The organism is Paenibacillus thalictri (assembly GCF_004307995.1).
In the GTDB taxonomy this organism is placed as follows: Bacteria; Bacillota; Bacilli; order Paenibacillales; family NBRC-103111; genus Paenibacillus_AF; species Paenibacillus_AF thalictri.
Genome location: NZ_SIRE01000024.1, coordinates 1 through 26,869, shown reverse-complemented (window position 1 = coordinate 26,869; position 26,869 = coordinate 1). Strand labels below are relative to the sequence as shown.

General features: G+C 51.7%; 23 protein-coding genes. 8 read left to right on the top strand and 15 right to left on the bottom strand.

Annotated elements, in window-relative coordinates; all coding sequences use genetic code 11:
* Nucleotides 1-179: 179 nt before the first annotated feature.
* Complete coding sequence (locus tag EYB31_RS28885; RefSeq protein ID WP_131016959.1) at nt 180-737, bottom strand: DUF420 domain-containing protein; 558 nt, start codon at nt 735-737, stop codon at nt 180-182.
* Between the two features lie 173 nt (nt 738-910).
* Here EYB31_RS28885 and EYB31_RS40690 point away from each other — a divergent pair, with 173 nt between their 5' ends.
* On the top strand, nt 911-1,279 hold the full coding sequence (locus tag EYB31_RS40690) for a hypothetical protein (protein WP_206105507.1): 369 nt from the start codon (nt 911-913) through the stop codon (nt 1,277-1,279).
* A gap of 74 nt (nt 1,280-1,353) precedes the next feature.
* Nucleotides 1,354-1,752, top strand: coding sequence for a hypothetical protein (locus EYB31_RS41025; protein ID WP_240762993.1), 399 nt, complete (start codon nt 1,354-1,356; stop codon nt 1,750-1,752).
* Here EYB31_RS41025 and EYB31_RS28870 read toward each other — a convergent pair.
* The 3 genes from EYB31_RS28870 to EYB31_RS28860 form a co-directional block, all read right to left on the bottom strand.
* The gene (locus tag EYB31_RS28870; protein ID WP_131016958.1) at nt 1,728-3,983 is read right to left on the bottom strand and encodes a helix-turn-helix domain-containing protein; all 2,256 of its coding nucleotides are present in this window, start codon (nt 3,981-3,983) and stop codon (nt 1,728-1,730) included. The two genes, EYB31_RS41025 and EYB31_RS28870, sit on opposite strands and share 25 nt — an antisense overlap.
* 83 nt (nt 3,984-4,066) lie before the next feature.
* Entirely contained in the window at nt 4,067-5,497 is a 1,431-nt protein-coding gene (locus EYB31_RS28865) for a sulfatase-like hydrolase/transferase (protein WP_131016957.1), read from the bottom strand.
* A gap of 66 nt (nt 5,498-5,563) precedes the next feature.
* Nucleotides 5,564-7,060: a sulfatase-like hydrolase/transferase gene (locus EYB31_RS28860; protein ID WP_131016956.1), complete on the bottom strand. Its 1,497-nt coding sequence runs from the start codon at nt 7,058-7,060 to the stop codon at nt 5,564-5,566.
* Between the two features lie 115 nt (nt 7,061-7,175).
* Here EYB31_RS28860 and EYB31_RS40400 point away from each other — a divergent pair, with 115 nt between their 5' ends.
* A complete protein-coding gene (locus EYB31_RS40400) occupies nt 7,176-7,418 on the top strand; it encodes a hypothetical protein (RefSeq protein ID WP_165452672.1) in 243 nt (80 codons plus the stop codon).
* 217 nt (nt 7,419-7,635) lie between these two features.
* On the opposite strand, the gene EYB31_RS28855 is transcribed toward EYB31_RS40400, so the two are convergent.
* The 3 genes from EYB31_RS28855 to EYB31_RS28845 all read right to left on the bottom strand — a co-directional run bounded on the left by EYB31_RS28855 (nt 7,636) and on the right by EYB31_RS28845 (nt 13,567).
* Nucleotides 7,636-9,108, bottom strand: coding sequence for a sulfatase family protein (locus EYB31_RS28855; RefSeq protein ID WP_165452671.1), 1,473 nt, complete (start codon nt 9,106-9,108; stop codon nt 7,636-7,638).
* A gap of 1,210 nt (nt 9,109-10,318) precedes the next feature.
* Nucleotides 10,319-12,571, bottom strand: a complete 2,253-nt coding sequence (locus tag EYB31_RS28850) for a helix-turn-helix domain-containing protein (RefSeq protein ID WP_165452670.1) — start codon at nt 12,569-12,571, stop codon at nt 10,319-10,321.
* Between the two features lie 171 nt (nt 12,572-12,742).
* Nucleotides 12,743-13,567, bottom strand: coding sequence for a sugar phosphate isomerase/epimerase family protein (locus EYB31_RS28845; RefSeq protein ID WP_240762973.1), 825 nt, complete (start codon nt 13,565-13,567; stop codon nt 12,743-12,745).
* Between the two features lie 182 nt (nt 13,568-13,749).
* Here EYB31_RS28845 and EYB31_RS28840 point away from each other — a divergent pair, with 182 nt between their 5' ends.
* The gene (locus tag EYB31_RS28840; protein WP_131016953.1) at nt 13,750-14,829 is read left to right on the top strand and encodes a Gfo/Idh/MocA family protein; all 1,080 of its coding nucleotides are present in this window, start codon (nt 13,750-13,752) and stop codon (nt 14,827-14,829) included.
* A gap of 195 nt (nt 14,830-15,024) precedes the next feature.
* Here the strand turns inward: EYB31_RS28840 and EYB31_RS28835 are convergent, their stop codons facing one another.
* Complete coding sequence (locus EYB31_RS28835) at nt 15,025-16,095, bottom strand: Gfo/Idh/MocA family protein (RefSeq protein WP_131016952.1); 1,071 nt, start codon at nt 16,093-16,095, stop codon at nt 15,025-15,027.
* A 154-nt stretch (nt 16,096-16,249) separates the two neighbouring features.
* Between EYB31_RS28835 and EYB31_RS28830 the strand changes: the two genes are divergently transcribed.
* Nucleotides 16,250-17,116, top strand: coding sequence for an AraC family transcriptional regulator (locus EYB31_RS28830; RefSeq protein ID WP_165452669.1), 867 nt, complete (start codon nt 16,250-16,252; stop codon nt 17,114-17,116).
* 32 nt (nt 17,117-17,148) lie between these two features.
* Here the strand turns inward: EYB31_RS28830 and EYB31_RS28825 are convergent, their stop codons facing one another.
* Nucleotides 17,149-17,979, bottom strand: coding sequence for a sugar phosphate isomerase/epimerase family protein (locus EYB31_RS28825; protein ID WP_131016950.1), 831 nt, complete (start codon nt 17,977-17,979; stop codon nt 17,149-17,151).
* Nucleotides 17,980-18,177: 198 nt separating this feature from the next.
* On the opposite strand from EYB31_RS28825, the gene EYB31_RS28820 reads away from it, so the two are divergent.
* On the top strand, nt 18,178-18,627 hold the full coding sequence (locus EYB31_RS28820) for a flavodoxin (protein WP_131016949.1): 450 nt from the start codon (nt 18,178-18,180) through the stop codon (nt 18,625-18,627).
* A gap of 20 nt (nt 18,628-18,647) precedes the next feature.
* Nucleotides 18,648-19,361 carry a hypothetical protein gene (locus EYB31_RS28815; protein ID WP_131016948.1) on the top strand — a complete coding sequence of 238 codons (714 nt, stop codon included), beginning with the start codon at nt 18,648-18,650 and terminating at the stop codon, nt 19,359-19,361.
* A gap of 55 nt (nt 19,362-19,416) precedes the next feature.
* Here EYB31_RS28815 and EYB31_RS28810 read toward each other — a convergent pair whose 3' ends face one another.
* The 5 genes from EYB31_RS28810 to EYB31_RS28790 are packed head-to-tail and all read right to left on the bottom strand — an operon-like array spanning nt 19,417 to nt 24,267.
* A complete protein-coding gene (locus tag EYB31_RS28810; protein ID WP_131016947.1) occupies nt 19,417-20,943 on the bottom strand; it encodes an extracellular solute-binding protein in 1,527 nt (508 codons plus the stop codon).
* 25 nt (nt 20,944-20,968) lie between these two features.
* A complete protein-coding gene (locus EYB31_RS28805; protein ID WP_131016946.1) occupies nt 20,969-21,847 on the bottom strand; it encodes a carbohydrate ABC transporter permease in 879 nt (292 codons plus the stop codon).
* Between the two features lie 9 nt (nt 21,848-21,856).
* Entirely contained in the window at nt 21,857-22,759 is a 903-nt protein-coding gene (locus tag EYB31_RS28800) for an ABC transporter permease (RefSeq protein WP_240762971.1), read from the bottom strand.
* A 36-nt stretch (nt 22,760-22,795) separates the two neighbouring features.
* Complete coding sequence (locus EYB31_RS28795; protein ID WP_131016944.1) at nt 22,796-23,167, bottom strand: Rieske (2Fe-2S) protein; 372 nt, start codon at nt 23,165-23,167, stop codon at nt 22,796-22,798.
* Nucleotides 23,164-24,267, bottom strand: coding sequence for an amidohydrolase family protein (locus tag EYB31_RS28790; protein ID WP_165452668.1), 1,104 nt, complete (start codon nt 24,265-24,267; stop codon nt 23,164-23,166). Before EYB31_RS28790 ends, EYB31_RS28795 begins: the two co-directional genes overlap by 4 nt.
* Nucleotides 24,268-24,512: 245 nt before the next feature.
* Between EYB31_RS28790 and EYB31_RS28785 the strand changes: the two genes are divergently transcribed.
* Nucleotides 24,513-25,298: a helix-turn-helix domain-containing protein gene (locus EYB31_RS28785; RefSeq protein ID WP_131016942.1), complete on the top strand. Its 786-nt coding sequence runs from the start codon at nt 24,513-24,515 to the stop codon at nt 25,296-25,298.
* A gap of 319 nt (nt 25,299-25,617) precedes the next feature.
* Here the strand turns inward: EYB31_RS28785 and EYB31_RS28780 are convergent, their stop codons facing one another.
* A complete protein-coding gene (locus EYB31_RS28780; RefSeq protein ID WP_131016941.1) occupies nt 25,618-26,676 on the bottom strand; it encodes an amidohydrolase family protein in 1,059 nt (352 codons plus the stop codon).
* Nucleotides 26,677-26,869: the final 193 nt, after the last annotated feature.

The window sequence follows — 26,869 nt, the reverse complement described above, 5'->3', positions numbered from 1 at the left end:
TGTAAATTTGGCATGTTGACTTATTCCATGTATTCGACGATCAACATTGGAAGTGGAGAAGCAATATTAGAAACATCCTTGTCGTTAGGTGGCGGATCTGCCCAAGAAGATAAGCAATAACGTCTCCTAACAATAGCACCCCATGCGGAGTTGCCTTCTATTTCAGTTCTCGATTCCCCTTAATAATAAGGTTCCATCATTAGGAACACGACAACCCCGGTTAAGCTGACATATAGCCAGATCGGCATCGTCCAACGGGCGATTCTACGATGTTTATGCAACTGGTTAGTCCATCCCCATACGAGAGTGAACAAGGCGAGCGGCACGATGATGGCCGCCAGAATACTGTGAGAGAGCAGAAGGAAGAAATAAATCGGTCGGATAATGCCCTCACCACCGAACCTCGCCGTCTCCGAAGACATGTAATGGAACGTTAAGTAGATGACAAGGAACAACAGTGTAGAAGAGAAGGCGGCGAGAATGAACCCTTTGTGAAGCTTTACGTTCTTCCGTAAGATCGCGATCAACGCGGCTAGCAGGAAGATGAAGGTGAAGCTGTTCAACACCCCATTGATTCTTGGGAAGATGGTAAGGTCGAAATCGATCTCTCCCTTGTAGCCAATTGGTGAGAAGAACAAAAGTAATATAACGATATTTACGATCAATGAAATGGTGACGATGGCAGCCGTATAATTTTTGTTGCTGGCTTGCCGCGGTGCATGGTGGTTTTCGCTCATTTAAACCGAAGATCTCCTTTCCTACCTCATGGTTATGACTACATTATAAGCGGGTTATGTTGAACAGCAATCAGACTTTGATGTCAAAATAGAGAACTCTTATTGACGATTTATAGTCTTCAAAAGGTTTTCCGTTACGCTTATGAAGAGACGTATCTGACTTCGAATCCCTCTTGAAAATTGAGGAGCCGAAACTAGATAAGCGCATTCCTAAGTTTTTGATTGAAGAAAAAGTTTGCAAAAACTATCATGCACGAAGATCACTTTTGACGTATCAAATTGATTTTCCACGGGAAACCGTTTTTTATGTATGTCCGGTTATTGATAAGACGGGAACGTCCAAAGAAAACTGGTATTTGGATGAAAAGAAAATAGGGTATGTAATGAATGAGCTTGAAAAAGTAGGGAAGTATTTCAACCAGAGGGGTGGGGAAGATTGGGATCTCTGCGAGGATCATGGCGTGAATTTAACGAGCGGAGCTTGGAAAGCGCAAGGAATAACCTTGGAAATGTACTGTCAATTGAAGATTATCACAAAGTAAAATCTTTAATCGAAGACATTTCCAAAGCGGAAGGAAAATACCTACTGCACGGAGATACCGGTGTCCATAATTTTGTGTTTGACAATAACGAATTAGTTGGTGTCATTGACCCATCCCCGATGATCGGCCCTGTTACTTATGATTTTACTTATGCATTCTGCTCGTCTCCAGATGATTTAAACCTAGAAACATTGTTGTCCTCCTTCGACCTACTGAATGATAATACTTCAGAAAGATCGAGGATTATCCATGAAGTATTGTTTCAACTATATTGTCGCATCGGTATCTGTGTCAAAGTTCATCCACACGATTTGAACGATTATTTAAAAAGCGTGGGATTACTGGAAACTTTTTCTTACATAGCTGCGCTAACGCGTCCGAGCTTGCGGCAGCAGCATAGGCCGGGTATATTGCATTTCCCCAACCCTTTTAAGCGTAAAAAGCTTACTCACCCCATGTGCAGCTTGCGATAATCGCCCGGCGTCATGCCTTCGGCTTGCTTGAACATCCGCGAGAAGCTGGGTACATCCCAATAGCCGATTTCCACGACCAGTTGCTTGATGCTTTTATCCGATTCCACGAGCCCTCGCTTGAACTCGCTGAGCCGCAGCTGCTTCAAATATTCGGTGAACGTCAGGTTGGTCTCCTGTTTGAATATTTTGCTTAAATACGAGGTGGTCATACCGAAATGCTCCGCCACCGCCTCCAAAGACAACGCGCTGTCGCAAAAGCGTTCCTGAATATACAGCGTGATTTCCGAAATGACCGATTCGTTTTTCCGGGTTTTGGCCTGGAGCGCATGCTCGCACAGCTTTCCGCATAACGCCAGCAGCCGGGTTTCCAGCTGCTCTACGGTCTGGAATTGCAGCAGCTTCTGAATATCTTCCCGGACGTTGTCGGCATGAAGCTGGTTAGCTGTTTTGATCACCATATTCATGATGTCGTAGTAAATGCAGCGGATCATTTCAAGAGATTGATCCATAATCGCGACTTTGGCAAATAACCGGCGGATCGATTCTTCAGCCAGCGACGCGTCGCCGTGCAGCAGGCATTGCGATAAGCGCACCTGCTCTTCGAGCGGATACCAGAACTGTTCTGGCGACAAAGTGAAATATTCATCAAAATAAACTGCCCGCGCGCTGTCCTGATGGGGAAAATATTGAATAACCCCCTTCGCTTCGATAAACGAGCGGTGAATATCCAGCAGTCGGTCGTAAATGCCGCCAATGCCAACGATGGGCTGCACCGAAAAACGTGAGTTTGCCAGCTCGCTCAGCTCAAGCAGCTTCTGGGCCAATACCCGCTTGCCGTCGATCACATTTTCCAGACTTATGATCCATGAAACGGCATCGTCCTGATGCAATTCGACACCAACGCCCTGCCCGCCGGCAAAAACAAGCGTCTCATACATGGAGGAAAGCGCTTCCTTTGCCCCCGGCTCCAGCTCGCTGCGCCCTCTAAGATGCACGTAAGCAGCAACAAACTTGCTTCCTTTCCAGCCGGACAGTATCTTCAGCTCCTGAATTTCCTCTTCCTCCAAAGGTGTCCCATCCAGCAGCCGCGAATACCACAGCTGTCTGATCAAAGGCCCCTGCTCGTGCAGCTTGGAAGCCATCTGCCGATTCGCTTCGATAGTCCGGCTAACCGTGTGCTGAATCACGTCCCATTCCCCGCTGAGCGACGGTTCCTCCGTCTCTCCGGGACGAGCCAGCGCCGATGTGACATGGTTGAGCAGCTTCCGCACCGGCGCGTAGTTACGCCGGCTTAAAATAATTGCACTTGCAACCGCAGCAAGAGCGACCACGGCAAGAATGGCGATCATAAAATAACGCAAATGGTTCACGCTGCGAAACAGTTCGTTTTTGGGCACGATGGAGATGAGACTCCAATGTGTTTTCTCCGAACGGGTAACCAGGTAGGAATACGGCGTACCGCGATATTCGAAATCGTATATGCCGGGAGACTGATGCTCATGAATCAGCTTGCTAAGCTGTTCCTGAGAAATTTGAATGCCCCGGTTGTCTACGGATAAAAACTTGCCCGCCGCATCCAAAATGAATGTATCGCTATCCGAGTTGCCGACAACCTGCTGCACCGTGCCCGTCAACATCGAGCCTTCCAGCGCGATGGCCACAACGCCGGTTGGGGTCGATGAATACAGCGGAATGGGGATAAACATCGCCATCGTATTATTGCCGTCAAAAACGCCATGTCCATCGTCCGACATGGAACCCTCGATCCGCTGCGAATCGGCGGCATTCAGCTGATCGATGAAATACGGCTTATTCCAGCCGAAGTCGTTAAACATGTATTCCTTGAACGAATCCGTAGAAAAGCTCCCTGAAGACGTATGCAGCATGTCGGAATTGCGGTAATACAAAAAAATTTCCCGAATGAGCGGGTTGCCTTCCTTATATTTCTTAATTTGCGCCGTCGTTTCGATGGCTCGGTATCCTTCGGTGATCCAATAAGGAGACAGCTTGCTGTCCATTGAGATTTGCAGCGCTACCTTCTGCAGCGAAGAGATGCCGTTGTCCATATTGAGCTGGGCCTGATTCATCTTGCTAATATGAAAGCTGGCGATTTCCTTCTGAAACTGGCTGACCGAATTGCCATACAATACACAACCGAGCACAATAACGGGAATGGAGCCGATAAGCAGATAGGAAAGCAAATATTTGTAGAAGATGCTTCGCCTTTTCATGATGTTCACTCCATTTCTGGTCTAATGTGCTTGTTTCTATTGCGATTCGGCTCACTCAGCCGTTTGTTCAGAAGATCCGCCCGTCAGGCGAGCAGCTTCTTCATAAATAAATTCGTCAGCTGTTTCCTCAGCTCTGCGACAACAGCCGCATGCTCCGGAGCATCTATCACATTATAAAATTCCTGAGGGTCGCTTTGCAGATCAAAAAGCTCGTAAAACTCCCGGCCCATCTTCACCGCATGGACATATTTCCAGCGGCCGTCGCAGACCGAAGCAAAACCTTCGCCTTCACTGAACGTGTAAGGGTAACCGCCGCAAGCGATGCTTTCCTTGAAATCGCGGCCGTCCGTCTCAGGCGGATTCGCGCCTGCCGTTTTCAAGCAAGTAGCCATAATATCGGTCAGCATCACCGGCGCATCTGTGCAGCTCGCGTGCTGCTCGCCCGGATACCGCACAAGCAGCGGAACGTTAAGCACATCCTCGTAAGCGCAATCGCCTTTGCCCCACATGCCGTGGTTGCCCAGCATTTCCCCGTGATCGGCCGTAAAAATGACCAGCACGTTGCCGCCAAAACGCTTCTCGGCGGCTTCTAGTATACGACCAATTTGATCGTCGATCAATGCCATATTTGCGTAGTAGCTTGTGCGAAGCTCGTGCCAATAATCGGCGTCATAGTTGGCGCAAGCATATCCCGGCGCCACACCCGCGCCGTCCACTACTCCGCGGCCGTTGCCATAGTAGCTGCGGTGGTGGATGCGGCTGGGATCGCTGAATTCGCCTTCCAGCACACTGCACGGCTTATCCTTGCTCATATCGACCCGGCTGAAATACGACTCCGGCGGATCAAACGGATAATGCGGACCGCTGAACGATACCCACGTGAAGTTTGGTTTATCGGGATCGCAGTCTTCCAAATACTCGACCGCCTTCTGTCCGACCCAACTGTCCGGATGCCACTCGTCGGGTCCGGGGAACGGAAACACTTTACGGTTGCCTTCTACGTTCCAAGTAGCGTCGCGGTAAGCTTTGAGATATCCGGCTTCATCAAGCTCCTTGGCGTAATCGTCATAAAACCAGACTGAAACCTGCTTGTCATCCTGCAAATCCAGATGATCGATGCCAAGACTCATATAATAGTCGCGGAACGGCTCGTACGAAAGCGTCAAATCCGGTCGCGTTTGATCGTAAGGCACGGGAACAAAGTGACATTTGCCGTGAACGCTTGTTTTATAGCCGCTTTTTTTCAGCTCGGTAAACAGGTTGGGGATGTTCTTATCCAGCTCAAGCGGCCGAAAATTGCTGTAAGCCCCGGTGTTATGGGGAAGCCGGCCCGTCACGATCGCGCAGCGCGAAGGAAAACACCACGGGCTGACGCTGTATGCCTTGTCAAAGCGGATACCGCTTTGGGCGAAACGGTCCAGATAAGGGGTCTGCACAGCTTCGTTACCGTATAAACTTAAGGTGTCCTTGCGCAATTCGTCGGTTGTGATGAGTAAAATGTGTGGTGCTGGCATGCCGGTCAGCCGCCTCTCTATGTGTGTATGCTGCAAATTTTTAAGTTTAATCCCATATGTCCGCGCTCATGCCATGAGTCTTTGCTCCAGCAGCTGCGCCAAAAACGGACTGCTGCCCTGCAGCTCTTCATACAACAAGCTGCGCATCTGCTGGAGCTGCCCGCCCTGCTCCGGCCTTCCAGCCGCGTTGTCGTTTTCGTATGGATCCGCCTTCACATCGTACAGTTCCTCTATATCCCGGTAGCGGAAAATATATTTCCAATCATCCGTCCGAATCGACAGGTTGACGCTGTCCGTATCGGGATTAAAACCGGTGAGCGGCGTATATTCGCCTTTGCCGCTTTCCTCCCCGTTCCATTTGAACGTTTCGGACGTGACGTAATCGCGGTGTCTGGTGACCTGTCCTTGCACGACGTCGGCAAAGGAGCGGCCGTCGATGCCCTCCGCTTGCATCGGTACACCGGTGAGCTCAGCCAAAGTCGGGATCAGGTCGTTCAGCTGCACAAGCGCATCCGAGCTGCTTCCCGCCATTCCCGCGCCCGCAATAATCAGCGGTACACGCAGCGCTTCGTCGTAATGGAGATAGAACCCTTTTTCCACCAAACCATGAGCGCCCATCATATCTCCGTGATCGGAAACAAACACAACAATCGTATTTTCATAAAGACCGGTTTGCTTCAAATAATCGACAATGACACCGACCTGATCGTCGATGAGTGCGCAAAAGCCCAAATAATGGGCGATAAACCGTCTCCACTCGCTTTCGTCGCAGTGCTCCAGGTGCTTGTAATATCTCGATTCCAGCACCTCTGCCGGCTTTCCGTCCGTACCCGTCAAGAAATTCGGCGGCAGCACGATATCTTCAGGATTAATCAGCGTATCATAAGGCGCTGGAACGACCATCGGAAAATGCGGCGCATTATACGAGCAGACGGCGAAGAAAGGCCGGTCCTGCTCGCGGCGGTCCATCGACGCCAGAAACTGCCTTGTCTGCCACACCTCAAGATAATGCTCCAGCGCGATTTCCGCCCTTCCGCACGGCGCTTTCCCCGGCTGCTTCAACAGTTCCGCATCGGCGGCGGTTAAATTTTCAATGTTGTTCGGAAGTAGCACATATCCTTGAGCTTCGGCATATTCGCGGTACGGCAGGATGAACCTGCCGCGGTCAATGCCTTTTGGCGCGGCAGGAATAGCGGCCAGATCGGAAAAGCCAAACCGATTGGGCGACGTGCCGGGTACATGCCATTTACCCGTATACATCGTATGGTATCCCGCGTCCCGGAACCGGTTCACCAAACCGTCATCTGCAATTTCCGGCCTTACATGCCGCCAATTGCCCATTACATGATGATCGTGCGGCATTCTTCCGCTCCACAGGCTGGCCCGCGCCGGACAGCATAAAGGGTATGGCGTGTAACATTTATCCATCGAGATGCCGTCTTTCGCAAGCGCATCCAGATGCGGTGTAATCGCAGCGGTGTTTCCGTGGAAACGGAGTGTGTCCCAGCTCTGCTCGTCGCTCATGATGACAACGATATTCGGTTGGTTTGGTTTGACTGTCATGGCTGGTACCCCCTTCTCAAGTTGTTAGTGTGGATACATGCAAAGCGTATTTTATGCCGATGAAGAAACGATAGCGGATTGGAACGATAGGTATTGAGCGTTATTTTCCTTCCACATGGCGTCACCACTGAATGCCGCACGTTTTGTCTTTCAACAGCTTGATATTACCACGCAAACAGTTGGTTATATTGTAATAAAAGGACTGTTGAGGTTATATATGCGAAATATGCTTTGCGATGAAAGCGATTTCAATAAAAAGAAATTCAGGCACAGCTCGCCTGAGGAGAGGATTTTAACCGCTGTCTGGCCCGTCATTCCAGCGCAATACATTTTTGTTACTGCCGGGTGCTGCACTTGATTGCAGTTGCCGCGGTTGACGGGTGTTGCACTTGATTGCAATTCCCGCGGTTGGCGGTGCTGTACATGAATGCAATTGCCGGGGTTGGCGGGCGCTGCACTTGATTACAGGCACAGCGCTCAACCCGGCTGCTGCAGCCGGACGCACCATAATGGCCATTGCTGCGCCGTCAGGTGCGCCGCTTGTCGTAATAGATCTTTTTTGCGGACGAGGTGCTTTAGAGCGCCGTTTTTTCCTCAATCCTCTGGGCCATTTCGCTTAACCGGCGTTCATTGTCTTCTCCGCTCATTCCTAGCGTATGCGGAGCGATACGACGGGCAACCGGGCCGCCGCCTCCGGTTACTTCCGTCAAATATTCAATGTCCGACAAATTGGCGCGCCAGGAGAGTAGCGCTTCTAACAGTTCGTTTTTGATATCCATGTATTGGATGCTGCCAAATAGATCGGTTCGTTCCGAAGGGTCATTCAGGCGATCGTACAACCTTCCTTCTCTCTCTTCAAAATAATACTCCAGCTTCCAGCGTTTTGTAGCAACAGCCGCCGAACGGTACAGCGTACCCACCGCGCAGTGGCGCGGTGACCGTTCTCCCCGACAGAGCGGGTGAAACAAATCGTGGCCATGGACGTACCTGCTGTGAATGCCGGCAGCGCCCAATATCGTAGCGGTAATATCCGTCCACACGGCAAAATCCCGCGTTTCCCCCATCGGCAGCGTTCCCGGCATGCTCATAATCATCGGCACACGCCAAGTCGCGTCGTAATAATTGTGCTTGTCGCTGAAGCCGTGATCGTACAACTGCTCCCCATGGTCGGAGGTGAAGATGACAAGCGTCGACTCACGCAAACCGCTGGCATCGAGATAATCGAGAAGCCGCCCGATTTGCGCATCAGTGAATGCGGCTAAGCCGTAATATAAGCGCCGTTCTTCATCGATTTTTTGTTGCATCTCAGGCGATTGAAGGGCGGCTTCCGCTTCGGCCTCGCCTCCCAAAAAACCAAGCAGGCGTTTGGTTTGAACCGGCAATGCGGCGATATCCCCAGGACGGTAGTCGATCGGAGGCAGCGGCTTGCCGCGGTAAAGATGCGCCCAATCTCCCGGTGGATCCAGCGGCGAATGTGGGCTTAACAAGGAGCAATAACTGAAGAAAGGACCGTCTCCCGTTTGCCGGAAACGCTCCAACTCCTCGATAGTCCGGTCAATCAGAAAAGCTTCCATATGCAGCTCTTCTGGCCTTGATTGCGGCCCGTGACTTCCTCGTGGCACCCCGTGCGGCTGCAAAAATTGCGCGTAGCTGTCGGATGCCGCATCGGCGCTTTTCTCCCCGGAAACTTCGTGGACAATATCAAACGACTCCGGCACGGGGCCAAAGTGGGTTTTTCCAATCATCATATTTGTGTAGCCCTGCAATTTAAGCAAATCGGGCAACGTTTGGAACGATTCCTTGCGTTTGATGCCGTTCTCGATACATCCATGCACCGGCGTGTGAAGTCCCGTGATCAAACTGCTTCGCGCCGGCGAACATACCGGCGACGCGGTATAGGCCTCTTCGAACAATACGCCTTCCGCCGCAAGCCGGTCAAGATGCGGGGACACCGCATAAGGGCTGCCCATGCAGCCCAGCGTATCGCAACGCTGCGTATCTGTGGTGATCAGAATAATATTCGGTTTGGAACCGATTTGCTGATTCAAGCTCACCCCTCCTCTCTCTTCCAGAACAGTATAAGGAATTTCAACATGGCAAGCATATATGCGAATTATTTTTTTCCATGTAAACGGTTTCATTGAGTGAAAAGAAGAATCAGGCACAAATGCTTGGCAAACATGTGCCTGATTCTGTAAGACGAGTTGCTTTTTACGCGGGATAGAGAGAGGGATGCCACTGTTGTCAGGATAAGAAGTCGATGAACCAAGAGTATTGTCACGGGAATCGTCACAGGAATGATTTAGCTTCTTTGATGCGTCGCGACCCGTTCTGAACATAGAACCCCTTCGGCTGGATAACGGACTGAATGAGAGCCGCACGATTCATTGTGCAACACCTGGCCGTTGTGCATCACCCAACGGAGAAGCCCCCTCTCTAACGGACATGCGCGCCGCAATATAAACCAAATCTGAGGTTGGCTGCATGTAACGGACACCGGCGCACTTATTCGGCCTACCATCGCGGTTTCTCCGGCTTTTTTGGGCAAATAACAGCGTACCTGTCCGTTAAAAAGGCAAACCCCGATTTTTCTGTCAAATAAAGTCGCTCCTGTCCGTTAACGTTGGAGCATGACGCTCGCATACATAAGGCTAACCATAGTGATGAGGATCTCCGTTACAGGCAGCTAACCAAAGATCAACTTTCATCAAGTTGAATCGAAATCGCTCCAAAATCGCTCCATTTGCTGCGATCAAACATGTTATGGTTCCGGTTTACTCCATGAACCCGATATGATTGCGCTAATGCAGTCAATACGAGATCTGAATACCAACCATTTATCGCTGACCTGAGAACATTGAGATGTATGTGCTCCAACCTTTCCCCTGAAAAGCGCCTGCTTCACCGCGCAAGGAAATTTTTTTCGCCGGAGCCGCCAAATTTCAAAGGTGCTGGCACATGCACACAGGCCATGCACCGCCCGCCCGATTCACGCCATGTGGTGCTGGCACGTGCACACACGCCTGTACGCTTCACTCCATGTCATGCTGGCACGTGCACACAGGCCTTGCACGCCTGCTCGCTTCACGCCATGTGGTGCTGGCACGTGCACACACGCCTGTACGCTTCACTCCATGTGGTGCTGACACATGCACACAGGCCTTGCACGCCTGCTCGCTTCACTCCATGTGATGCTGGCGGGCTCACACAGGCCATCCACGCCTGCTCGCATCCACGCAATTCATGCACACGTTCACATCAAGCCCGCTGCTGCTCCCTGTATTGCCCCGGCGTCATCCCCTCCAGCTTGCGGAACTGGCGGATGAAATTTTGCGCGTTGGTGTACTGCAGTTTTTCTGCAATTTCGGTAATTTTCATATCGCTTCCGCTGAGCCAGCTCTTAGCCATATCATGGCGGTAGCCGGCCAAATAATCGCTGAAATTCATCCCGGTTTCCTTGCGGAATATGCGGCGGATGTAATGCGTGCTGTAGTTCAGCCGCTGCGCGCACTGCTCCAGCGTCAAGTCGCTGTCGTAATGCTCGTGGATCAAGTCCATGACGGAACGCGAAATGCTTTTGCCGGATGATTCATGACGCTTGCGGGCCAGATCCATCATCGGATAGATGATCTGATGCTTAAACCAGATTTCGATTTGCTGCGGCGTTTTTAAGCTGAGCAGCTGCTCGTATTCGTTGCCGTGATCGCGGATAAACATCTCGCCGGTATCCCCGGCATCGTAGATGACCCGGGCCAGATCGGTCAGCAGCATAGCAAAAGACATCCGGTACAAGTTCGGATCCGTCTCCACGCGCAGCACTTCCTGAATGAACTGCCGAAGCAGCTCGTCAGCTTTATCCCGGTCCAGAAAAGCAATGGCTTGCGTAAGCTCCGACACCAGGTGATGCGGATAATAATGGCCCGAAGCTTGCCTTGGCTTCAGATCGTCGAGATGCAAAATCGCCTTTTCCCCGAGACGTATCCGGTACTGCAGCGCTTCCTTCGCTTCGAGAAACGCCTGCGGCGTGGCATACATCTGCTCGAACGGACGGCTGATTCCGACGCTCACTTTCAGCCCCAAATATTGATCCACCGACCGCTGCGCGGACTCCGCAAGACTGCTGAACTCACCCAGCAGCTCCATATGATGTTCCGCGTCGCTGCCGACAAGCGACACCTGGTAATTGCCGATGGGCATTGCGTGAAGGCGTCTAGGGGGTTCGATCAGCTCGGAGGCGATGTTGTTGATGGCAAACAACAGCAAATCCTGCTCGCTCGCCTGGTACCGCGTCTGATCGAGCGTATCGATCTGCAGCACCAGCACCGCATAATGGCGCCATACAGGCAGCTGGTAACGCGACGTTTTTTCCTCCAGCTCGCTGCGGTGCAACTCGCCTTGAAACAACTTGAGCATAAAATAATCGAAGAGCTGGCCCGACTGCATCTTCATCTGCCCTTCCAGCTGTTCTTTGGACTGGTGCAAGGAGGTGAACTGGGTGCCGATCCACTGCAGCTCGTCTTTGGCCGCTGTGCTTCCGCCGGTCGGCTTGCTGTGGCGCATCGTCACTTCCATCAGGCTGCGCACCGGGAAATACATCCGTTTGGAGCCCCAATATGACAATAAGGCGGTAAACAACAACAGCAGCACACAAGCGGTTAACGTCGCCCAGCCGATGGAAGCCGACTCCTTCCTCGCTTCCTCCAGCGGTATAACCGACACATAAGTCCAATTATTGTAACGCGAATGCATGTAAATTACGCTGTACGGCTTGCCCAGCAACGTGCTGCTGAAGTAACCATGGGTTTCCGGCGTATTCCGCAGCGGCTCCAACCATGGCTCTCCGGCGATACTTCCACCGATTCTCTCCGCGTTGCTGTGAACGATGACGTTCAGCTGGTCGTCGATAATCATCGTTTCCCGGCTGGAGAAACCGCCCGTAAGCAGTTTGGCCAGCTCCGTATTGGAGACGCGGACGGACAAATACCCCTTGGGTTCGGCAGCTTGCGCCGGAATCGTTTTGAGCAGCTTAATTCCTTGAAAAGCCCCGTCTTGCTCCGGAACCCAACGCGAATTGTACGCCGTATTCAACAAGATCGGCTTTTTCGTCAAATCGGGACCGAAATAAAAACCGCCGTCTTTGATGTACCATCCTTGCTGCAAGCTGTGCAGTTCCGTGTCCTTTACGCCAAGTTCGTACGTTTGTACGCCTAGCAGCCCCTTCACCAACTGGTCGATATTTTGAAAATCGCCGATTTCCAGCCGCTGTGAGACAGAATTCACGACAAGCGGGCTTTCCGCATAACGGCCGGTTACTTGGTCGATGACCTTCAAAATTTGCTCCACCCGGCTTTGCGACTGCTGCAAAATGAAAACGTTTGCTTCATTCACTTTAGTTTGCACCGCAGAAGTCGATTGGAAGAAAGAATATATGCCTAGAAACAGCAGCGGCAGCGTGCCGATCAGCGTGCTAAATATCATCAAGCGGATAAAAAAGGTCGTTCTCGGGGGCATGATTTCCTCCAAGCGAAGATTTGGCGTTTTCCCATTGTACCACATGTCCCGATACTTGAGGATACGCTTTTTGCAGGTTCCTTTGGCGTAATTGCAGCAGCCCAAAAGGCGTACAAATGAAGATCTCATCTGTACGCCCCGGTCCGGTAAATATGTAATGATGCTCTGACGTTACTTTTCCAAATTTCTCATATACTGCACGTAATGAGGGAACACGATTTCAGCATCTTGCAAATAAGGATGCCACTTTTTCTCCCATTCCAGCGTAAAATAGCCGTCGTAGCCGTTTTGTCTCAACAGCGCGACCGTTTGCTCAAGGGGAACATCGCCTTCGCCGCATAAGCAATATTGAAACTCGTTCGCCGCAGCGTTCGTGATCCGCGAATCCTTCACATGGGTGTATTCGATCCACGGCTTCAACTCGTTCCATGTATGTTCAGGCTGCTCGCCCAGCATCCGGTAAGGATGGTGCAAATCCCACAGCACTCCCGCGCCTTCATTGTTCGTCCGTTCCATCACCGTCTTGACGTCGCCGCAAGCAATCCAGTCGTCGTGTGTTTCCAGCAAAATTTTCGCACCATGCTCCCGAGCCGCATCGGCCAACTCGCCAAAATGCTTCACCATAACGTCTACCGCCGCCTCGCGGTCCATTTCTCCGATCCTGCCGCCAAAAACCCGGATATACTTGGCGCCGAAAAACGCGCAAAGCTTCGCATACTGCCGCACTTCTTCCAAGTTGTGGGCGAATTTCTCCACGGAGACCAGATTCACGGAGCTGGAAAAACAAGAAACATGAAGCCCTGCGGCTTCAATACGGCTTTTCGTATCTGCGATGTTCACAGTAAATTCCGGCATGTTGTAAATGTCCAGTTCACCCTGCAGTCCCCGGAAATCGATCGCGTCAAAGCCGTATTCCGCGGCATTGTCGATGATTTTTTGCAAAGGCCAATCCGGACAACCTAGCGTGGTAAAAGAAAGTTTCATTTGGGCTGACATTTCGCTTACCCTCCCCACATTTCCTTCGATTGTTGCTTCACTTCTTTCTTCATCTTATTAAAGTTGACAGGCGAATGCAATGACTCGTTTATCGTCGAACGTTTCGCGAGGGAGCAAAGACCACTTCGCTACTTTTTCAGTGGACTCATGGAATGGTATATTATTATCAGGGAGGTGTCCACATGGCGTTATCGGATACAAAAATCAGCTTTGGCATTGTCGGCGGAGGCTGGCGGACGGAGTTTTATTTGCGGGTGGCCGCTGCGCTGCCTGCACTCTTTGAAGCAAGCGGCATCGTCGTACGGGATGCGAGTAAAGGCAGCGAACTGGAGCGGCGGTTCGGTGTGGCGACCTTCCGGTCGCTTGAGGAGATGCTGGAGTTGACGAAACCGTCTTTTGTCGTCGTCTCCGTACCTTGGGCCGTTTGTCCGGTCATCATCCGGCAGCTCGCGGAACGGGGTATTCCTGTGCTGTCGGAAACGCCTCCGGCTCCGGATCTTGAAGGATTATTGGCGCTTCAGGATTGCAGCGGCGTCCAAGTAGCGGAGCAATACCCGTTTCAACCGCGGCATCAGGCGATCGACGAGATTATCCGTTCGGGTCGGCTTGGCGAGGTATCCCACGTTCAGGTCAGTGTCGCTCACGGCTATCACGGCATCGCCTTAATCCGCAGATGGCTTGGCGTTGGGTTCGATGCGGCGCAAATGACCGCCAAACGCTTCAGCTCCCCCATTACTGCCGGTCCGAACCGGGCAGGCAAACCGCAGCGGTACGAAAAAACCGTTTCCCAGCAAACGATCGCTTGGTTTGAGTTTAACGGGAAACAGGCGGTGTTTGATTTTACAGGCGATCAGTATTTTTCCTGGATTCGTTCTTCCCGTATCCTGATACGCGGTGATCAGGGCGAATTAGCGAACGACACCTTGCGTTATCTCGCCGATTTCGAAACGCCGGTGCAGCTTGATCTGAAACGTGTCTCTGCCGGTGAAAACGGAAACCTGGAGGGACAATACTTAAAGGGCATTCTCTGCGGGGAACAATGGGTGTATACGAATCCTTTTGCCCCTGCCCGCCTGACTGACGACGAGTTGGCCGTTGCCGAGACGCTGCAGAAAATGAGCGAGTATGTGCGAGGTGGTCCCAGCTTTTACCCGCTCGCTGAAGCTTCACAGGATCATTATTTAAACCTGCTGCTGAATCAGGCGATTGAAACGGGAGAAACGGTAACTTCCGCCGTCCAGCCTTGGGCAACCCGTACGTAACGCAGTCATCCCCGCCATGCGGGGCGAGGGCTGAGGCAACTGTTCAGCCTTTTGCAAGGTCCCATTTGAACCATAAACCGGCAAAGCCGAAAGCCTCCGGCTCGGGAGCATCGTATAGCTCCTTAAGCGGAAGGACTTTCGGCTTTTACTTTTCGCTGATTCTATCCATCATAAACTGCGCTTGCGCGCAACCGATTAAATATCCCAATTCAGCTTGACTTCGTTACCGGTTCGGGACGATTCGTAAATCGCATCCAACACCAGATTGTTCGTAAATCCGGTCAGCGCCGAGCTGATCGGCTGTTTGCCCTCACGGACGCATTCGAGGAAATGGCGGCTTAAGCGTTGTCTTTCGCCTTCGTCGTTGTCGGGCTTACGCAGCTCGGTTTCGATCGGACGATCGAACTTTTCGGTCAGCAGCTTGCCCTGCGGTCCGCGGTAGCTGGCCCCGCCTTCGGTCCCCATCAAATCGATAAATGGCACATTATCGGTATCTTTATGCACCGCCCAGCTGACTTCCAGCGACAAGGTGCTGCCGTCTTCCATCTTGATCAGCGCGGTAGCCAAATCCTCGACATCGTAAATGCCGCTCCAGTCCGGCTTGCCCCACGTGCCGATCCCCTTGCGGTGCGGACCAAATTCGGCATAAGTCGCTCCGTATACCGATACCGGCTTCGGATTGCCCATTAAATATAAAGCCAAATCCAGCATATGAACGCCGATATCGATCAAAGGACCGCCGCCCGATTGATCCATGCGGGTAAACCACGTGCCCCAGCCGGGAATGCCTTTGCGCCGGAACCAGCCTGTCTTCGCCGTATAGATACGTCCAAGCTCGCCGCGCTCAATCTGTGTTTTGATCTGCATCGGAACCGATTCCCAACGCATTTGGTGGGATACCATCAACGTTTTGTTCGTTGCACGGCTGGCCAGCAGGATTTCGCGGGCCGCCGCCGAACTGATCGCCATTGGTTTCTCCAGCAGCACGTGTTTGTTTGCTTGCAATGCCTGTATCGCCAGCGGAGCGTGGAATTGGTTAGGAACGCCGATAATGACGGCATCGACTTCGCTGCTTTGAATCAACTCTTCCGGAGAAGCCGCTACATGGGCGATTCCATATTCACGCGCCCGCGATTCGGCAAGCGGCAAATATGTATCGGTCACCGTCGTAATGACGCATTCTTCCGCTAGTTTGGAAAATTCCCTCATGTGTACACCGCCGATATTGCCGGCGCCGATAATCCCAATTCTGATTTTGTCGCTCATCTCAAGTTCCTCTTCCCTTCGGAATTTTTGCCGGGAGCCTGCCGGCTCCCGAGCTCGTCTATTCGCACATCATTTATGTTAGAATAAAGTGGAGAAAAATGCGTTCCGTTATTTTCGGAAAATGTCCCAATTTTTCGGAGGAGTACAGATACCCATGACTTATTTTCCGCTCGTCCTGAAAACGTATCCAAATATGAACAGCTCGTTCCCGCTCCATCTCAGCATGAACCGGCTCAAAAAAGGCTTCCCGGCGCATCGCCACGATTTTCTTGAATTTTCTTATGTCATCGAAGGAAGCGGTTCGGAAACGATCAACGGAGTCAAACACACGATGCAGCCGGGCACCTTCACCTTTGTGCTGCCCTACCAAGTGCATGAGCTGTTTACCGATCCGGGGAGCACGCTGGTGCTTTACAACTGCATGTTCAGTATGGACCTGCTGATGGAACAAGGGCTGGACGGCGATTTTTCGGCGCTGCTGGACGATCTGGACCGGTTAACTTCCTACGCGCAATTTACGGGCGAAGATGCCACCGTGCTCGGCAGGCTGACCGCTGAAATGTTCGTTGAATATACAAGCAAGGAACGGTGGAGACGCACCATGCTGCAGGTCAAATTAAAGGAAATCCTTGTCCACTTCGACCGTCACCGCCGGGAACATAGCGCCGCCGCCCGCGAGGAGCAATCCCCTTCCAGAACGGCAAGCTCCGTGTGGCCGATCATTCATTACATTCACAGCAACTATCGTGAAGAATTGACTTTGACGTCGCTATCCCATCAATTTCCGTTAAGCGTCTCCCGCATCAGCGAGCGGATTAAAGAAACGACCGGCCAAACCTTCGTGCAGTTTCTCCACGATGTCCGCATCCGCCATGCGTGCGGCCTGCTTGCCTCTACGGACATGAGCGTCTCCGAAATCGCTTTGGAAGTCGGCTACGGGTCGTATAAGACGTTTTCCCGCATTTTTCGCGAAAACAAAGGTATCGTGCCGACCGATTACCGTAAATCGGCCGGCAGCTGAAAAGAAGCCGGCACAAGAATCGGCGGCCCGTGTTATGCCGTATATCTGTCGATGATGCTGCGAACTCTTTCAATGCCCTCCCACATATCGCCGGGGCCGTCGTAAATTATCGAGATCGGCCCGGCATAATGAGAGGCATGAAGCGCCTCCAGGCAGCGGACCAATTCCGCCTCGTTTGGGATACCGTTTTCGTCGTATTGCGGTTTGGCGTGAATCGATACGGCATACGGCGCCATTTGCCGGATGGCGTCATATTTTTCAACCGGACGCATATTGCCAAAATCGATAATCGTCTCAAGATCACCGCTGAATGCTTGCAGCAAACTCAAGCAATTCGACAACGTCGAGGTCAGCGGCTTGAAATTTTCCATAATGACGCCGACCCCGCGCTCATGACCATATTGAAGCAGCTCGCGGTATGTACTTAAGGACAACTGCAGCGACTCAAGATCTTCCGGACCCGCCTCTCCGGCAATAACCCGGATACGCTCCGCCCCGCTCATCGCGGCAATGTCGATCCATTGCTTGATAAAAGCCAGATCGGCGCTGCGCCTCGTTTCATCCGCGCTCGTAATATCCCCATAATCCAGCAGCAGCGTGCGAAATACCGAACCGGCCTCGGTAAATGCGGTTTTTAATGTTTGCAAATAGGTCGGATCAAGCGACGGAAAATGAAAATGGCATATTTCCAAATACCGGTAACCAAGCTGGCCCGCAGCGGCAGGAAGCTCGGTCAGCTCCATCAATTGGGGCTGAAACTGCTCTGCGACGATATGCGTTTTCGTTTCCTCGTCCCATTGGGTCCAACGAAGCGGGCCCAAATTGCGATGCAAACTCCACGTGCTCAAAGCCGGATGCCACATGTGATTGAATCCTCCCAATGAATAAAATAAATAAACGTTTTTATATGCTCCATTCTACTCCTAACCTCCGTCCCTGTCATGTAAATCCTCGTCGGAACATCATGATTATCATTTTAATTGACATTGATAATCATTATCACTTATGATGGGATACGAGAAAACGTACATGGAGAACAAATCACCCAGGGAGTGGAACTTATGAAGAAAATTATTATTGTTTATGCAAGCATGACGGGAAATACCGAAGAGATGGCCGAAGAAATCGCAGCAGGCATTCGTGCAGCAGGCATTGAACCCGATCTTAAGTCTGTGCTTGATGCAAGTGCGGTTGATTTGCTCAAATACGACGGGATCTTGCTCGGCGCTTATACATGGGGAGACGGGGACCTGCCCGACGAATTTCTTGACTTCCATGAAGAGATGGATGATGTCGATTTGGATGGGCGCACGGCTGCCGCTTTTGGCTCCGCCGATTCATCGTACCGTTTGTTTGGGGCGGCCGTAGATCAACTCGTTGAAAAATTGCAGGAACGAGGCGCTTATGTCGCATTGGAAGGAATGAAGGTAGAACTTTTCCCGTCTGAAGAAGATAAAGAAGAATGCCGCGGCTTCGGCCGGCGCTTCGCCGAATCTGTATTGCATTCTTAAGAAACGGAGGCGCGGGCAAGATGAAATATACAGAGGGCTATATTCGATCTATCGAGGAATACAAGCTGGAAGCTTTCGTTCGGCAATATCACCGCAAAACATCATCCAGCGGCCTGGATTGGAAACAACTGGTTCAATATGCAGCAAGTCATACGGTCAATCAATATTTCAGCTTGCCCGTCTCCAGAAGAACCCCGGAAGCAATCGCTCATTTCGTTGAGAAATATTGGACCAATCGTGTGAACAAGTTTCAATCTCCGGAACATTTTCGGCTCATCAAGATGAACGTTACGGCGAAGCTGACCCGTTTTCTAGGGCAAGCAAAACATCTGACCCCGATGGTGTTGTTTGAATCGTTTCCGACTTATATCGAAGAGCTGGGTCTGGAAATTGCTTATATCGTTCAAGCGCTTAGCGTAAACGCAGCAGGGATAAACGCTCCTTATACGATACATAAATATGCTGTCGATGTCACAACCGACATGCTTCTGCTGGTCCAGCATCTAACAGTCGTATGCTGCAGCAAAGCGTTTGCGTCGCTTCCCCAATCCATTGTCGTGAATTGTGTAACAAGCGGGTGCAGCTATGTCTGTTATGCCAAGGATATGGATTTGGAGAAGTCGCTTGACTACATCCGTTTAATGGTGAGCGCTATGGCCGAAACGGACAGCATTCAGGACCGCAGCCGGGCTACAGGCTTTCATCCCGCGTTTTTGGATGAAGTATTGTCGTAAAAGGAGGCGCCGGAGCTTCACAGCCCAGGCGCCTCACACATGGAACGGCTTTTATTTACTTTTTAAAATCGGCCTGCTCTTTTTTATAGATCGCCGTCGCCTGCTCGATCCACGCAGTGCCGCCTTCGGCCAAATATTTCTTTTTGAAGTCGTCGTACATCTTGTCGAGGTTGCCGCCTTTGGAGACAATCGCCGTCGTTCTGAACTCGACCTCGAGGTCGTCGAGCACCTTTTTCTTATCCCGCTCAATCTCGGGAACGCCGAAAATATAAGCGTCCGGAATCGGGCTATTGACGGACATTTCAATGCCTTTGCGCGTCTGCTCGTTCATAAGCTGGAACTCCATGCCGTCGAGCCGCTGGCTGATCCCGTTATAAGCGAAACCACCGACGTTTCTCAGCTGCACCGCGTCGTCGAACGGTTTGATCCACTCGAACTTGCCGTCCTTCATCGTATATTGCTGGCCTTCGACTCCGGCCCATGTCAGCCGGTCGCCTTCTTCACTGTTTAAGAAATCAAGCACCTTCATCGCCGCATCCGGATCTTTCGCTTTGCTTGAGATATGCGTCCACGGCCCTTTGTCCTCGCGCACAAACCGGGTATTGCCGCCGATGCCGGTCGGCCCCTTGATGACGGTGTACACAAACGTCGGCTTCGGATTTTCGATGTACCGCGTCAGCCAGTTTTGCGTTGTACCCGGAGGGTTGAATTGAAAAGCGCCCATTTTGCCGTTCCACAGCTTTTCAAACTCCTGCATATTCGGCACGGTCGCAAAATCCGGCTCGATCAGCCCTTCGTTGTACATCATGTTCAGATGTTTTACCGCATCGAGGTAACCCGGCGCCAGCATCCACGGCACGACTTTCCCGTCGACCAGCACGCCGGTTTTCATCGGTACCCCGTAGGCGGCAAACAGGTGGTCAAACGTTTGATCCGCCGCAATCATCAGTCCGAGCGGAATCGTATCTTTTTTGCCGTTGCCGTCCGGGTCGCGGTTCGCAAAAGCGCGCAGCACGTTGTCGTATTCGTCCAGCGTCGTCGGCACCTTCAATCCCAGCTTATCCAGCCAGTCCTGGCGGAATGCCAGCCCGTTGCCCAGCACGTAAGCGGTTGGGATCGCGTAATTTTTGCCGTCGATGAACCCGGCGCCTTTTAAATATTTGCCCTTGTTGTCCATGATGTTTTTGCCGTTTTTGGCGAGCAGATCGTCAAGCGGAAGAATCGCTTTATTATCCGCCAGCTCTTTGATCTTAGCTTTGGAGGCGCTGCGGAAAATATCGGGCGGACTGCTAGACGCAATCATCGTGTTCAGCTTGTTCTCATAATCGGGTGCGTCAACCGCAATAACTTGTACGTTGATGCCGGTCCGTTTGCGGATTTCCTGGATGACCAGATTGTCCTCCGGAAAATTCGTCGCTTTGCTCATCAACACCGTCACCGTCGAAGGTCCTTTCGGTTTGTCGGACTGTCCCGCCGCCGCACCTTCTTTCCCATCCCCGCCGCCACTGCAAGCGCTTAACATAACTCCCGCCAAAATAACGATACCAGCCGGACCCGCCCATGTGCCCATACGCTTTCTCATCAATCTTGTTCCCCCCAATTCATATTCAACCTTTGACAGACCCGATTAAGACGCCTTTCACATAATACTTTTGCAAAAACGGATAAATCAGCAGCATCGGCAGCACGGACGCGATAATCGTCGCCATCTTGACCGATTCCTCGGTCACCATACCGATATTCGTGGCGAAATTGTCCGCCCCCTGCACCTGCTGCAGCGAGCTGCCATTCAGCATCGTGCGCAAAAATACCTGAAGCACCTGCTGTTTTTGCGAGTTGATGTACAAAATCGCATCAAAGTAGGAGTTCCAGTGCGCCACCCCGTAAAACAGCGCGATCGCCGCAATGACCGGCATGGATACGGGCAATATAACGGAAACTAATACACGGGCCGGCGAAGCGCCGTCAATGTTGGCCGATTCTTCCAGTTCGGGAGGAATCGTTTGGAAGTAATTTTTCATAATCAATAAATTCCAAGCGCTGATTGCCGTCGGAATGATAAGCGCCCAGATCGAATCGAGCAGCCCAAGCTGTTTGACGAGCAAATAGCTGGGAATCATGCCCCCGCTGAACAGCATCGTGAAAAAAATAAGCAGCGTAATCACGTTGCGCCCGAGAAACCGGCGCATCGACAGCGGATAAGCGAGCATTGCCGTAAACAGCAAATTGATGAATGTTCCGGCCACAAGCCGGACAAGCGAATTCCAATAAGCGGTGAAAATCCCTTTGCTGCCGAGCAAAATGTCAAACGACGCCAAGGACAGACCCCGCGGTACAAGAAAAATACCGCCGCCCATCGCCAGCTTCGGATCGCTGATCGAATACATCAGCACATGCCAGAACGGATACAACGTGCTGACCGAGATGACCAGCAAAAACAGATTGATAGCCCCATTCGCCAGCTTTTCTCCAAACGTTTCTTTCATTTGGCCCCCCTAGATCAAACCGCTGTCCCGGTCGATTTTTTTGGCGATATAGTTGGTAATAAGCACGAGAACCAAACCGATAATCGACTTGAACACGCCGGTCGCCGTTGACAGGTCGTATTTGGCCTCCTCGAACGCCAGCTTGTAGACAAACGTGTCCAATATTTCTGACACTTCGAACACCTGCGGATTATAAAGCGCATACACTTGATCGAGCCCGGCGTTCAAAATGTTCCCGACGCGGAAAATAAGCAAAATGACGATTGTCGTACGCAAACCCGGCAGCGTAATATGCCAAATTTGCTGCAGCTTTTTGGCCCCGTCTACCTTCGCCGCCTCATACAGCTGCGTGTCGATCGCCGCAATTGTCGCCAAATACAATACCGTGCCGAAACCCGCTTCTTTCCATATATTCGAAATCACAAGCAAACCGCGGAAATACTCTTTGCTGCCCAAAAAATTAATGACAGCGCCTTCATAACCGAACCATTCGGCTGCTTCCTTAATGACTCCCGTGGAAGGAGAAAAAAAGGCATACAAGATGCCTGAAATGACGACCCACGAAACGAAGTGAGGCAAGTAGATAACGGTTTGGACGAATCTTTTGTAAAGCATGTGCCGGACCTCATTCAGCAGAATGGCTAAAATGATCGGGGCCGGAAAAGCGAATACGAGCTGGTAGAAGCTGATGATGATCGTATTTTTCAGCGCCCGCGTAAACCCGCTCATCGCAAACAGCTTCGTAAAGTTGTCCAGCCCGACCCAAGGACTGCCGGCAAAACCCTGATACAGGTTGTATTTCTTGAAAGCGATCAAAATGCCATACAAGGGAACGTAATGAAATACGATGAAAAATAGCACGCCCGGAACCGCCATCATGTATAAAAGCTTATCTTTCCTCAGCAAAGACAACGTGTTTTTAATACTTGCTCACCGCCTGTTCTTCTGTCACATATGAACAAAAATGCATTCCTCGTCGACGGTTACGTTGTATTTTTCGACCGTGACGTCGTATGTCTTCGTCCGTGTCTTCGGATCGACGACCATCTGCCCCGTCTTGATGTCGAATTCCCAGAAATGCCACGGGCAGCGCACAATCTCGCCTTCCATCTCAAAGCAGTATTCTCCGGGCCCCGTCGACGTTACAAACGAGGTGGTAATTCCCGCACATAACGCTGCGCTCTGATGCGGACACAAATTGCGGATCGCGTAATATTGTCCGTTAATGTTGTAGACGCCGACGCTGCGCCCCCCTGCTTCCACGATTTTTTTCGAGCCCGGCGGAAGCTCCGATACGACGCCAACCAAATAACGACTCATGCCAAAGTTCCCTCCGTCTCCGCTTTACGCTGCGGCAAGCCGTACAATTCCGCCGCATTCTGGTAAAAAATCCGCTCCCACATCTTCGCAGGCAGCTTCGGAAAAGCGTGCATCGGCGAATCGAAGTCCCAGTGCGGATAATCGCTGGCGAACATCAGGTTCGTTTCCGCCGAAATTGCTTCCATCATCGGATGGAACATCTCCATTTTCTCCGGCAGCTCGATCGGTTGGGACGTCACTCTGAAGTGCTTGCGGTAATATTCGCTTGGCGGTTCCTTTACCCACGGCGTCTGGTGGCGGAGCGCTTTCCAGTCCTGATCGAGCCTCCAGATCAGCGGAGCGATCCACAGCATCCCGGCTTCCATCATCACCACCTTTAAAGTCGGAAATTTCTCAAACACGCCTTCGAAAATAAAACTTGCCATATGAGCCATCATAATTTGCGCGCGAGCGGCCCGGTATTCAATGTAGCTGGTCACGTGACCCGCGCCGGTCGGCGGATTGTTGATCCCGATGCCTTCCATGCTGACGTGTATCGTAAACGGCAGATTGTGGCGTACGCACGCTTCGTAGATCGGGTGGTAAAACCGCTGGCCGTACGGTTTTTGCGCGCCGTTGGAGACAATCACCTGGATAACGCCCGGATGGTCGCCGATCCGGTCGATTTCCTTCGCCGCCAAAACCGGGTCCTGCTTTGGTATGAGAATCGAACCCCTCAGCCGTGGCTCTCTGGACAAATACCGCTCGATATAATAATCGTTGTGAGCCGAGCACACCGCTGCCGCAAAATCGATGTCGGTTGCGGCATGCACTTCATAGCCGCCTCCCGTCAATATGCCATATTCCACATTGTAGCGGTCCAGGTGATTTTTGCGCAAATGATTCAGATAGCTATCCTCCGTGCCATCGCTCACATGCGCCTCGTCCTGCATGGAGCCGTTGGTGCCGCCGTTGAGGAACATGCCTCCTTGCGCCGGCAGCCGCCAGCCGAAAGTAGCCACTTGCTCGCGGTAAATCCGCGGCATGTATTCCAGCATCCCCTCTCTTGGGGCGCTGCCGTGTATATCGGTATCGATGACTGAACGTTTTTTCGTGCTCATGAAGTTCATCGCTCCTGGTTTTCATATTTGTTTTCGGTTTTCGGGCCAAACCATACATCTTTCCAAATTGCGCGCGCGTTGTCTGTGATCCAGATCACACCTTCATCTTACACTCACAAAGTTTAAATAGAAATACACGGATTTTATATATTTTCTGCACTTTTTTTAAACTTTTGGGGTTATCTCCGCATGAGCCGTTCATGGTAAAATAGAGGAAAGATGCCAAGAAGGAGGCGGATTATCGAATGTACGCTCCGCCCTATGAGTTCAATCAGTACGTATACGCCGGGCCCCAGCCCGGATTTATCAAACCGGAGGAAACGTACAAGCAATACGTCATACTTGGCGTAGAGGCCGGTTCATTTGATTACGCCGTGGGCAGGCACACAGGCAAAGCGTCCTTCGGCGATCTCGTGTTTGTTCCGCCCGGAACTAATTTCAAGCGCAGGTCGCACGGCGAAATCACCTTCCATCTGCTCACCTTCTCTTCGTTGTTTGAGCCGAATCCGGTGTTTGAAACGCTGCCTGTCGGCAAAGTGACGGTCGGCGACGTCAGCCGTCTGTCCTCGACGTATACGTACCTGCGGAAGTTGTGGCAGCAGTTCGGCAGCGAGTCGCACAAAACGAATCTAGCCCACCACATGCTGATCGACCTGCTGCACTTAAGCGAATTGGAGCGGATTTACACGCTGAAGCGCAAAAAGAAAACAGATCCCCAAATGCAGCAGGCCGCTGGCTACATTCATCGGAATCTGTTTGATGAGGTCAATATGAATCAAATTGCGCAGAAGCTTGGCATCCGTCCATCCGAGCTGACCCGCCGGTTCCGCATGGAATACGACGCTTCTCCGGTCGAATATGCGACCCGGCTGCGGTTGGAGGAGGTCAAGCGGCTGCTGCTCGAGACCAACTACACGCTGGAGGCGATCGCCTCCCTCTGCGGCTACGAGAACGGCTCGTACTTAAGCCGCGTGTTCCGTTCGAAGATCGGGATCAACGCCTCGGAGTTTAGGAAGAACAATCAGATATAAGGATGTATGAGCAAAACCTAGTGGAAGTTCGTTAATGTGCTGTGAGCTGCATCGGCGCGTCCGGGAGGGGACGAGTATAGAGTTTCCGCCAATTAACGTTGTGCCCCTTGAATGAATTCAAGAGGTCGGGGCACAACGTTAAAAGCGGGCGCTGACGCTTCTTCACTCTATACTCGTCCCTTTGTTCAGCTGACCGCCAAGTTGCTTAAAACAACACGGTCCACTTCCAAAGGATAACTGCAATTGCTTGTTACTTACGGCTCAACTTCGGACATCGCCAGCTCCCTGCCAGTTGCCACATCTCCCCTCTTACGCATAATCAAATTTTATATAAAGCTTTGGCGTTATCGTAGAAAATCTTTTTTCTGGCGTCGGCTCCGAGCCGCTTTAATATTTCCGTCGGCATATCGTTGTCCCAATGCGGATAATCGCTGGAAAACATCAGAATGTTTTCGGCGTCGATCATATCGAATATCGACATCAGCTGCTGCGGGTTGGCGGGTTCTTCAATGGGCTGAGTGGAAAACATCACATGATCGCGAATATATTCGCTGGGCAGCCGTTTCAGCCACGGCACGGAAGAGCGCAGTCCTTTGTAGTTTTTATCCAGACGCCACATAAGATGAGGCAGCCACGCGATTCCTCCCTCCAGCATGACAAATTTAAGCTTGGGAAATTTCTCGAAAACGCCCTCACAAACCAAGCTGACCAAATGCGCCATATAATTTTGCGACAAACAAGTATGCCACTCCAGATACCGTGTCGGATAACCGGCCGGCGTCGGTGGCGGCGTCCCTCCCCCGCCTTCGCCTCCGGGATGAATCGTAACCGGCAAGTCATGGCGCTGCGCCATTTCGTAGATCGGATGGAACTGCCGCTGACCAAGCGGCGCACGCTGCGCGCTTCCCATAATCACCTGCACCATCAGCGGATGACCGGCCAACCGGTCGATTTCCTGTGCGGCGAGATTTGGGTCCTGCGGCGCTATCGTGATGGAGCCGCGGAACGATTCGTGCTTCGGCAGCCAATCGGCGATGATGTGATCGTTATAAGCCGAGGCGATCGCCGCAGCATAATCCGGATCGTGCATCGTCGATATGTTGGTCATATTCCCCGTTAGAATGACGTACTCCATATGATAAGGCTTGACCAGATCCTCGACCAAATAATCTGGATCGGAAGCCGAAGGGCCGCCCGACGGCGGAATACAATCTTTGCGCATAACGCCGACCGGCGAAGTGTAGCCGTGCCCCGCCATGCCGATTCCCCAGCTCGCCACCCTTGACTTCCAAGGCTCCGGCAAATATGGCAGCAGCTCCTGAGGGCTTTTCAAATCGTTGTGCACATCGACGTCAATAATGTTCAGCTGTGCATCCATGTTATTTCTCCTCTCACGAATGATGAAATTTTACAGGCGTAATACGCGGCTGCTCTTAAACTTTTTCTACGGCTGTCCAATCAACTAACAGGAAATTCCAATACCTCTGTCGAAATAGTTAGCAGCCATTTTGACGGAGGTTTTCTTATGCCCTTACCCAAAAATCGAATTGTTCCTGAGAAAAAAATCTACT

What these genes read in the sequence shown, in the direction of transcription:
- EYB31_RS28885 (WP_131016959.1), bottom strand. Translation starts at nt 737, where the DNA reads ATGAGCGAAAACCACCATGCACCGCGGCAAGCCAGCAACAAAAATTAT.
- EYB31_RS28850 (WP_165452670.1), bottom strand. Translation starts at nt 12,571, where the DNA reads ATGCCCCCGAGAACGACCTTTTTTATCCGCTTGATGATATTTAGCACG.
- EYB31_RS28795 (WP_131016944.1), bottom strand. Translation starts at nt 23,167, where the DNA reads ATGAGTCGTTATTTGGTTGGCGTCGTATCGGAGCTTCCGCCGGGCTCG.
- EYB31_RS28810 (WP_131016947.1), bottom strand. Translation starts at nt 20,943, where the DNA reads ATGAGAAAGCGTATGGGCACATGGGCGGGTCCGGCTGGTATCGTTATT.
- EYB31_RS28865 (WP_131016957.1), bottom strand. Translation starts at nt 5,497, where the DNA reads ATGCCAGCACCACACATTTTACTCATCACAACCGACGAATTGCGCAAG.
- EYB31_RS28860 (WP_131016956.1), bottom strand. Translation starts at nt 7,060, where the DNA reads ATGACAGTCAAACCAAACCAACCGAATATCGTTGTCATCATGAGCGAC.
- EYB31_RS28815 (WP_131016948.1), top strand. Translation starts at nt 18,648, where the DNA reads ATGAAATATACAGAGGGCTATATTCGATCTATCGAGGAATACAAGCTG.
- EYB31_RS28780 (WP_131016941.1), bottom strand. Translation starts at nt 26,676, where the DNA reads ATGGATGCACAGCTGAACATTATTGACGTCGATGTGCACAACGATTTG.
- EYB31_RS28825 (WP_131016950.1), bottom strand. Translation starts at nt 17,979, where the DNA reads ATGTGGCATCCGGCTTTGAGCACGTGGAGTTTGCATCGCAATTTGGGC.
- EYB31_RS28870 (WP_131016958.1), bottom strand. Translation starts at nt 3,983, where the DNA reads ATGAAAAGGCGAAGCATCTTCTACAAATATTTGCTTTCCTATCTGCTT.
- EYB31_RS28805 (WP_131016946.1), bottom strand. Translation starts at nt 21,847, where the DNA reads ATGAAAGAAACGTTTGGAGAAAAGCTGGCGAATGGGGCTATCAATCTG.
- EYB31_RS28790 (WP_165452668.1), bottom strand. Translation starts at nt 24,267, where the DNA reads ATGAGCACGAAAAAACGTTCAGTCATCGATACCGATATACACGGCAGC.
- EYB31_RS28785 (WP_131016942.1), top strand. Translation starts at nt 24,513, where the DNA reads ATGTACGCTCCGCCCTATGAGTTCAATCAGTACGTATACGCCGGGCCC.
- EYB31_RS40400 (WP_165452672.1), top strand. Translation starts at nt 7,176, where the DNA reads ATGGCGTCACCACTGAATGCCGCACGTTTTGTCTTTCAACAGCTTGAT.
- EYB31_RS28845 (WP_240762973.1), bottom strand. Translation starts at nt 13,567, where the DNA reads ATGTCAGCCCAAATGAAACTTTCTTTTACCACGCTAGGTTGTCCGGAT.
- EYB31_RS28820 (WP_131016949.1), top strand. Translation starts at nt 18,178, where the DNA reads ATGAAGAAAATTATTATTGTTTATGCAAGCATGACGGGAAATACCGAA.
- EYB31_RS28830 (WP_165452669.1), top strand. Translation starts at nt 16,250, where the DNA reads ATGACTTATTTTCCGCTCGTCCTGAAAACGTATCCAAATATGAACAGC.
- EYB31_RS28840 (WP_131016953.1), top strand. Translation starts at nt 13,750, where the DNA reads ATGGCGTTATCGGATACAAAAATCAGCTTTGGCATTGTCGGCGGAGGC.
- EYB31_RS28835 (WP_131016952.1), bottom strand. Translation starts at nt 16,095, where the DNA reads ATGAGCGACAAAATCAGAATTGGGATTATCGGCGCCGGCAATATCGGC.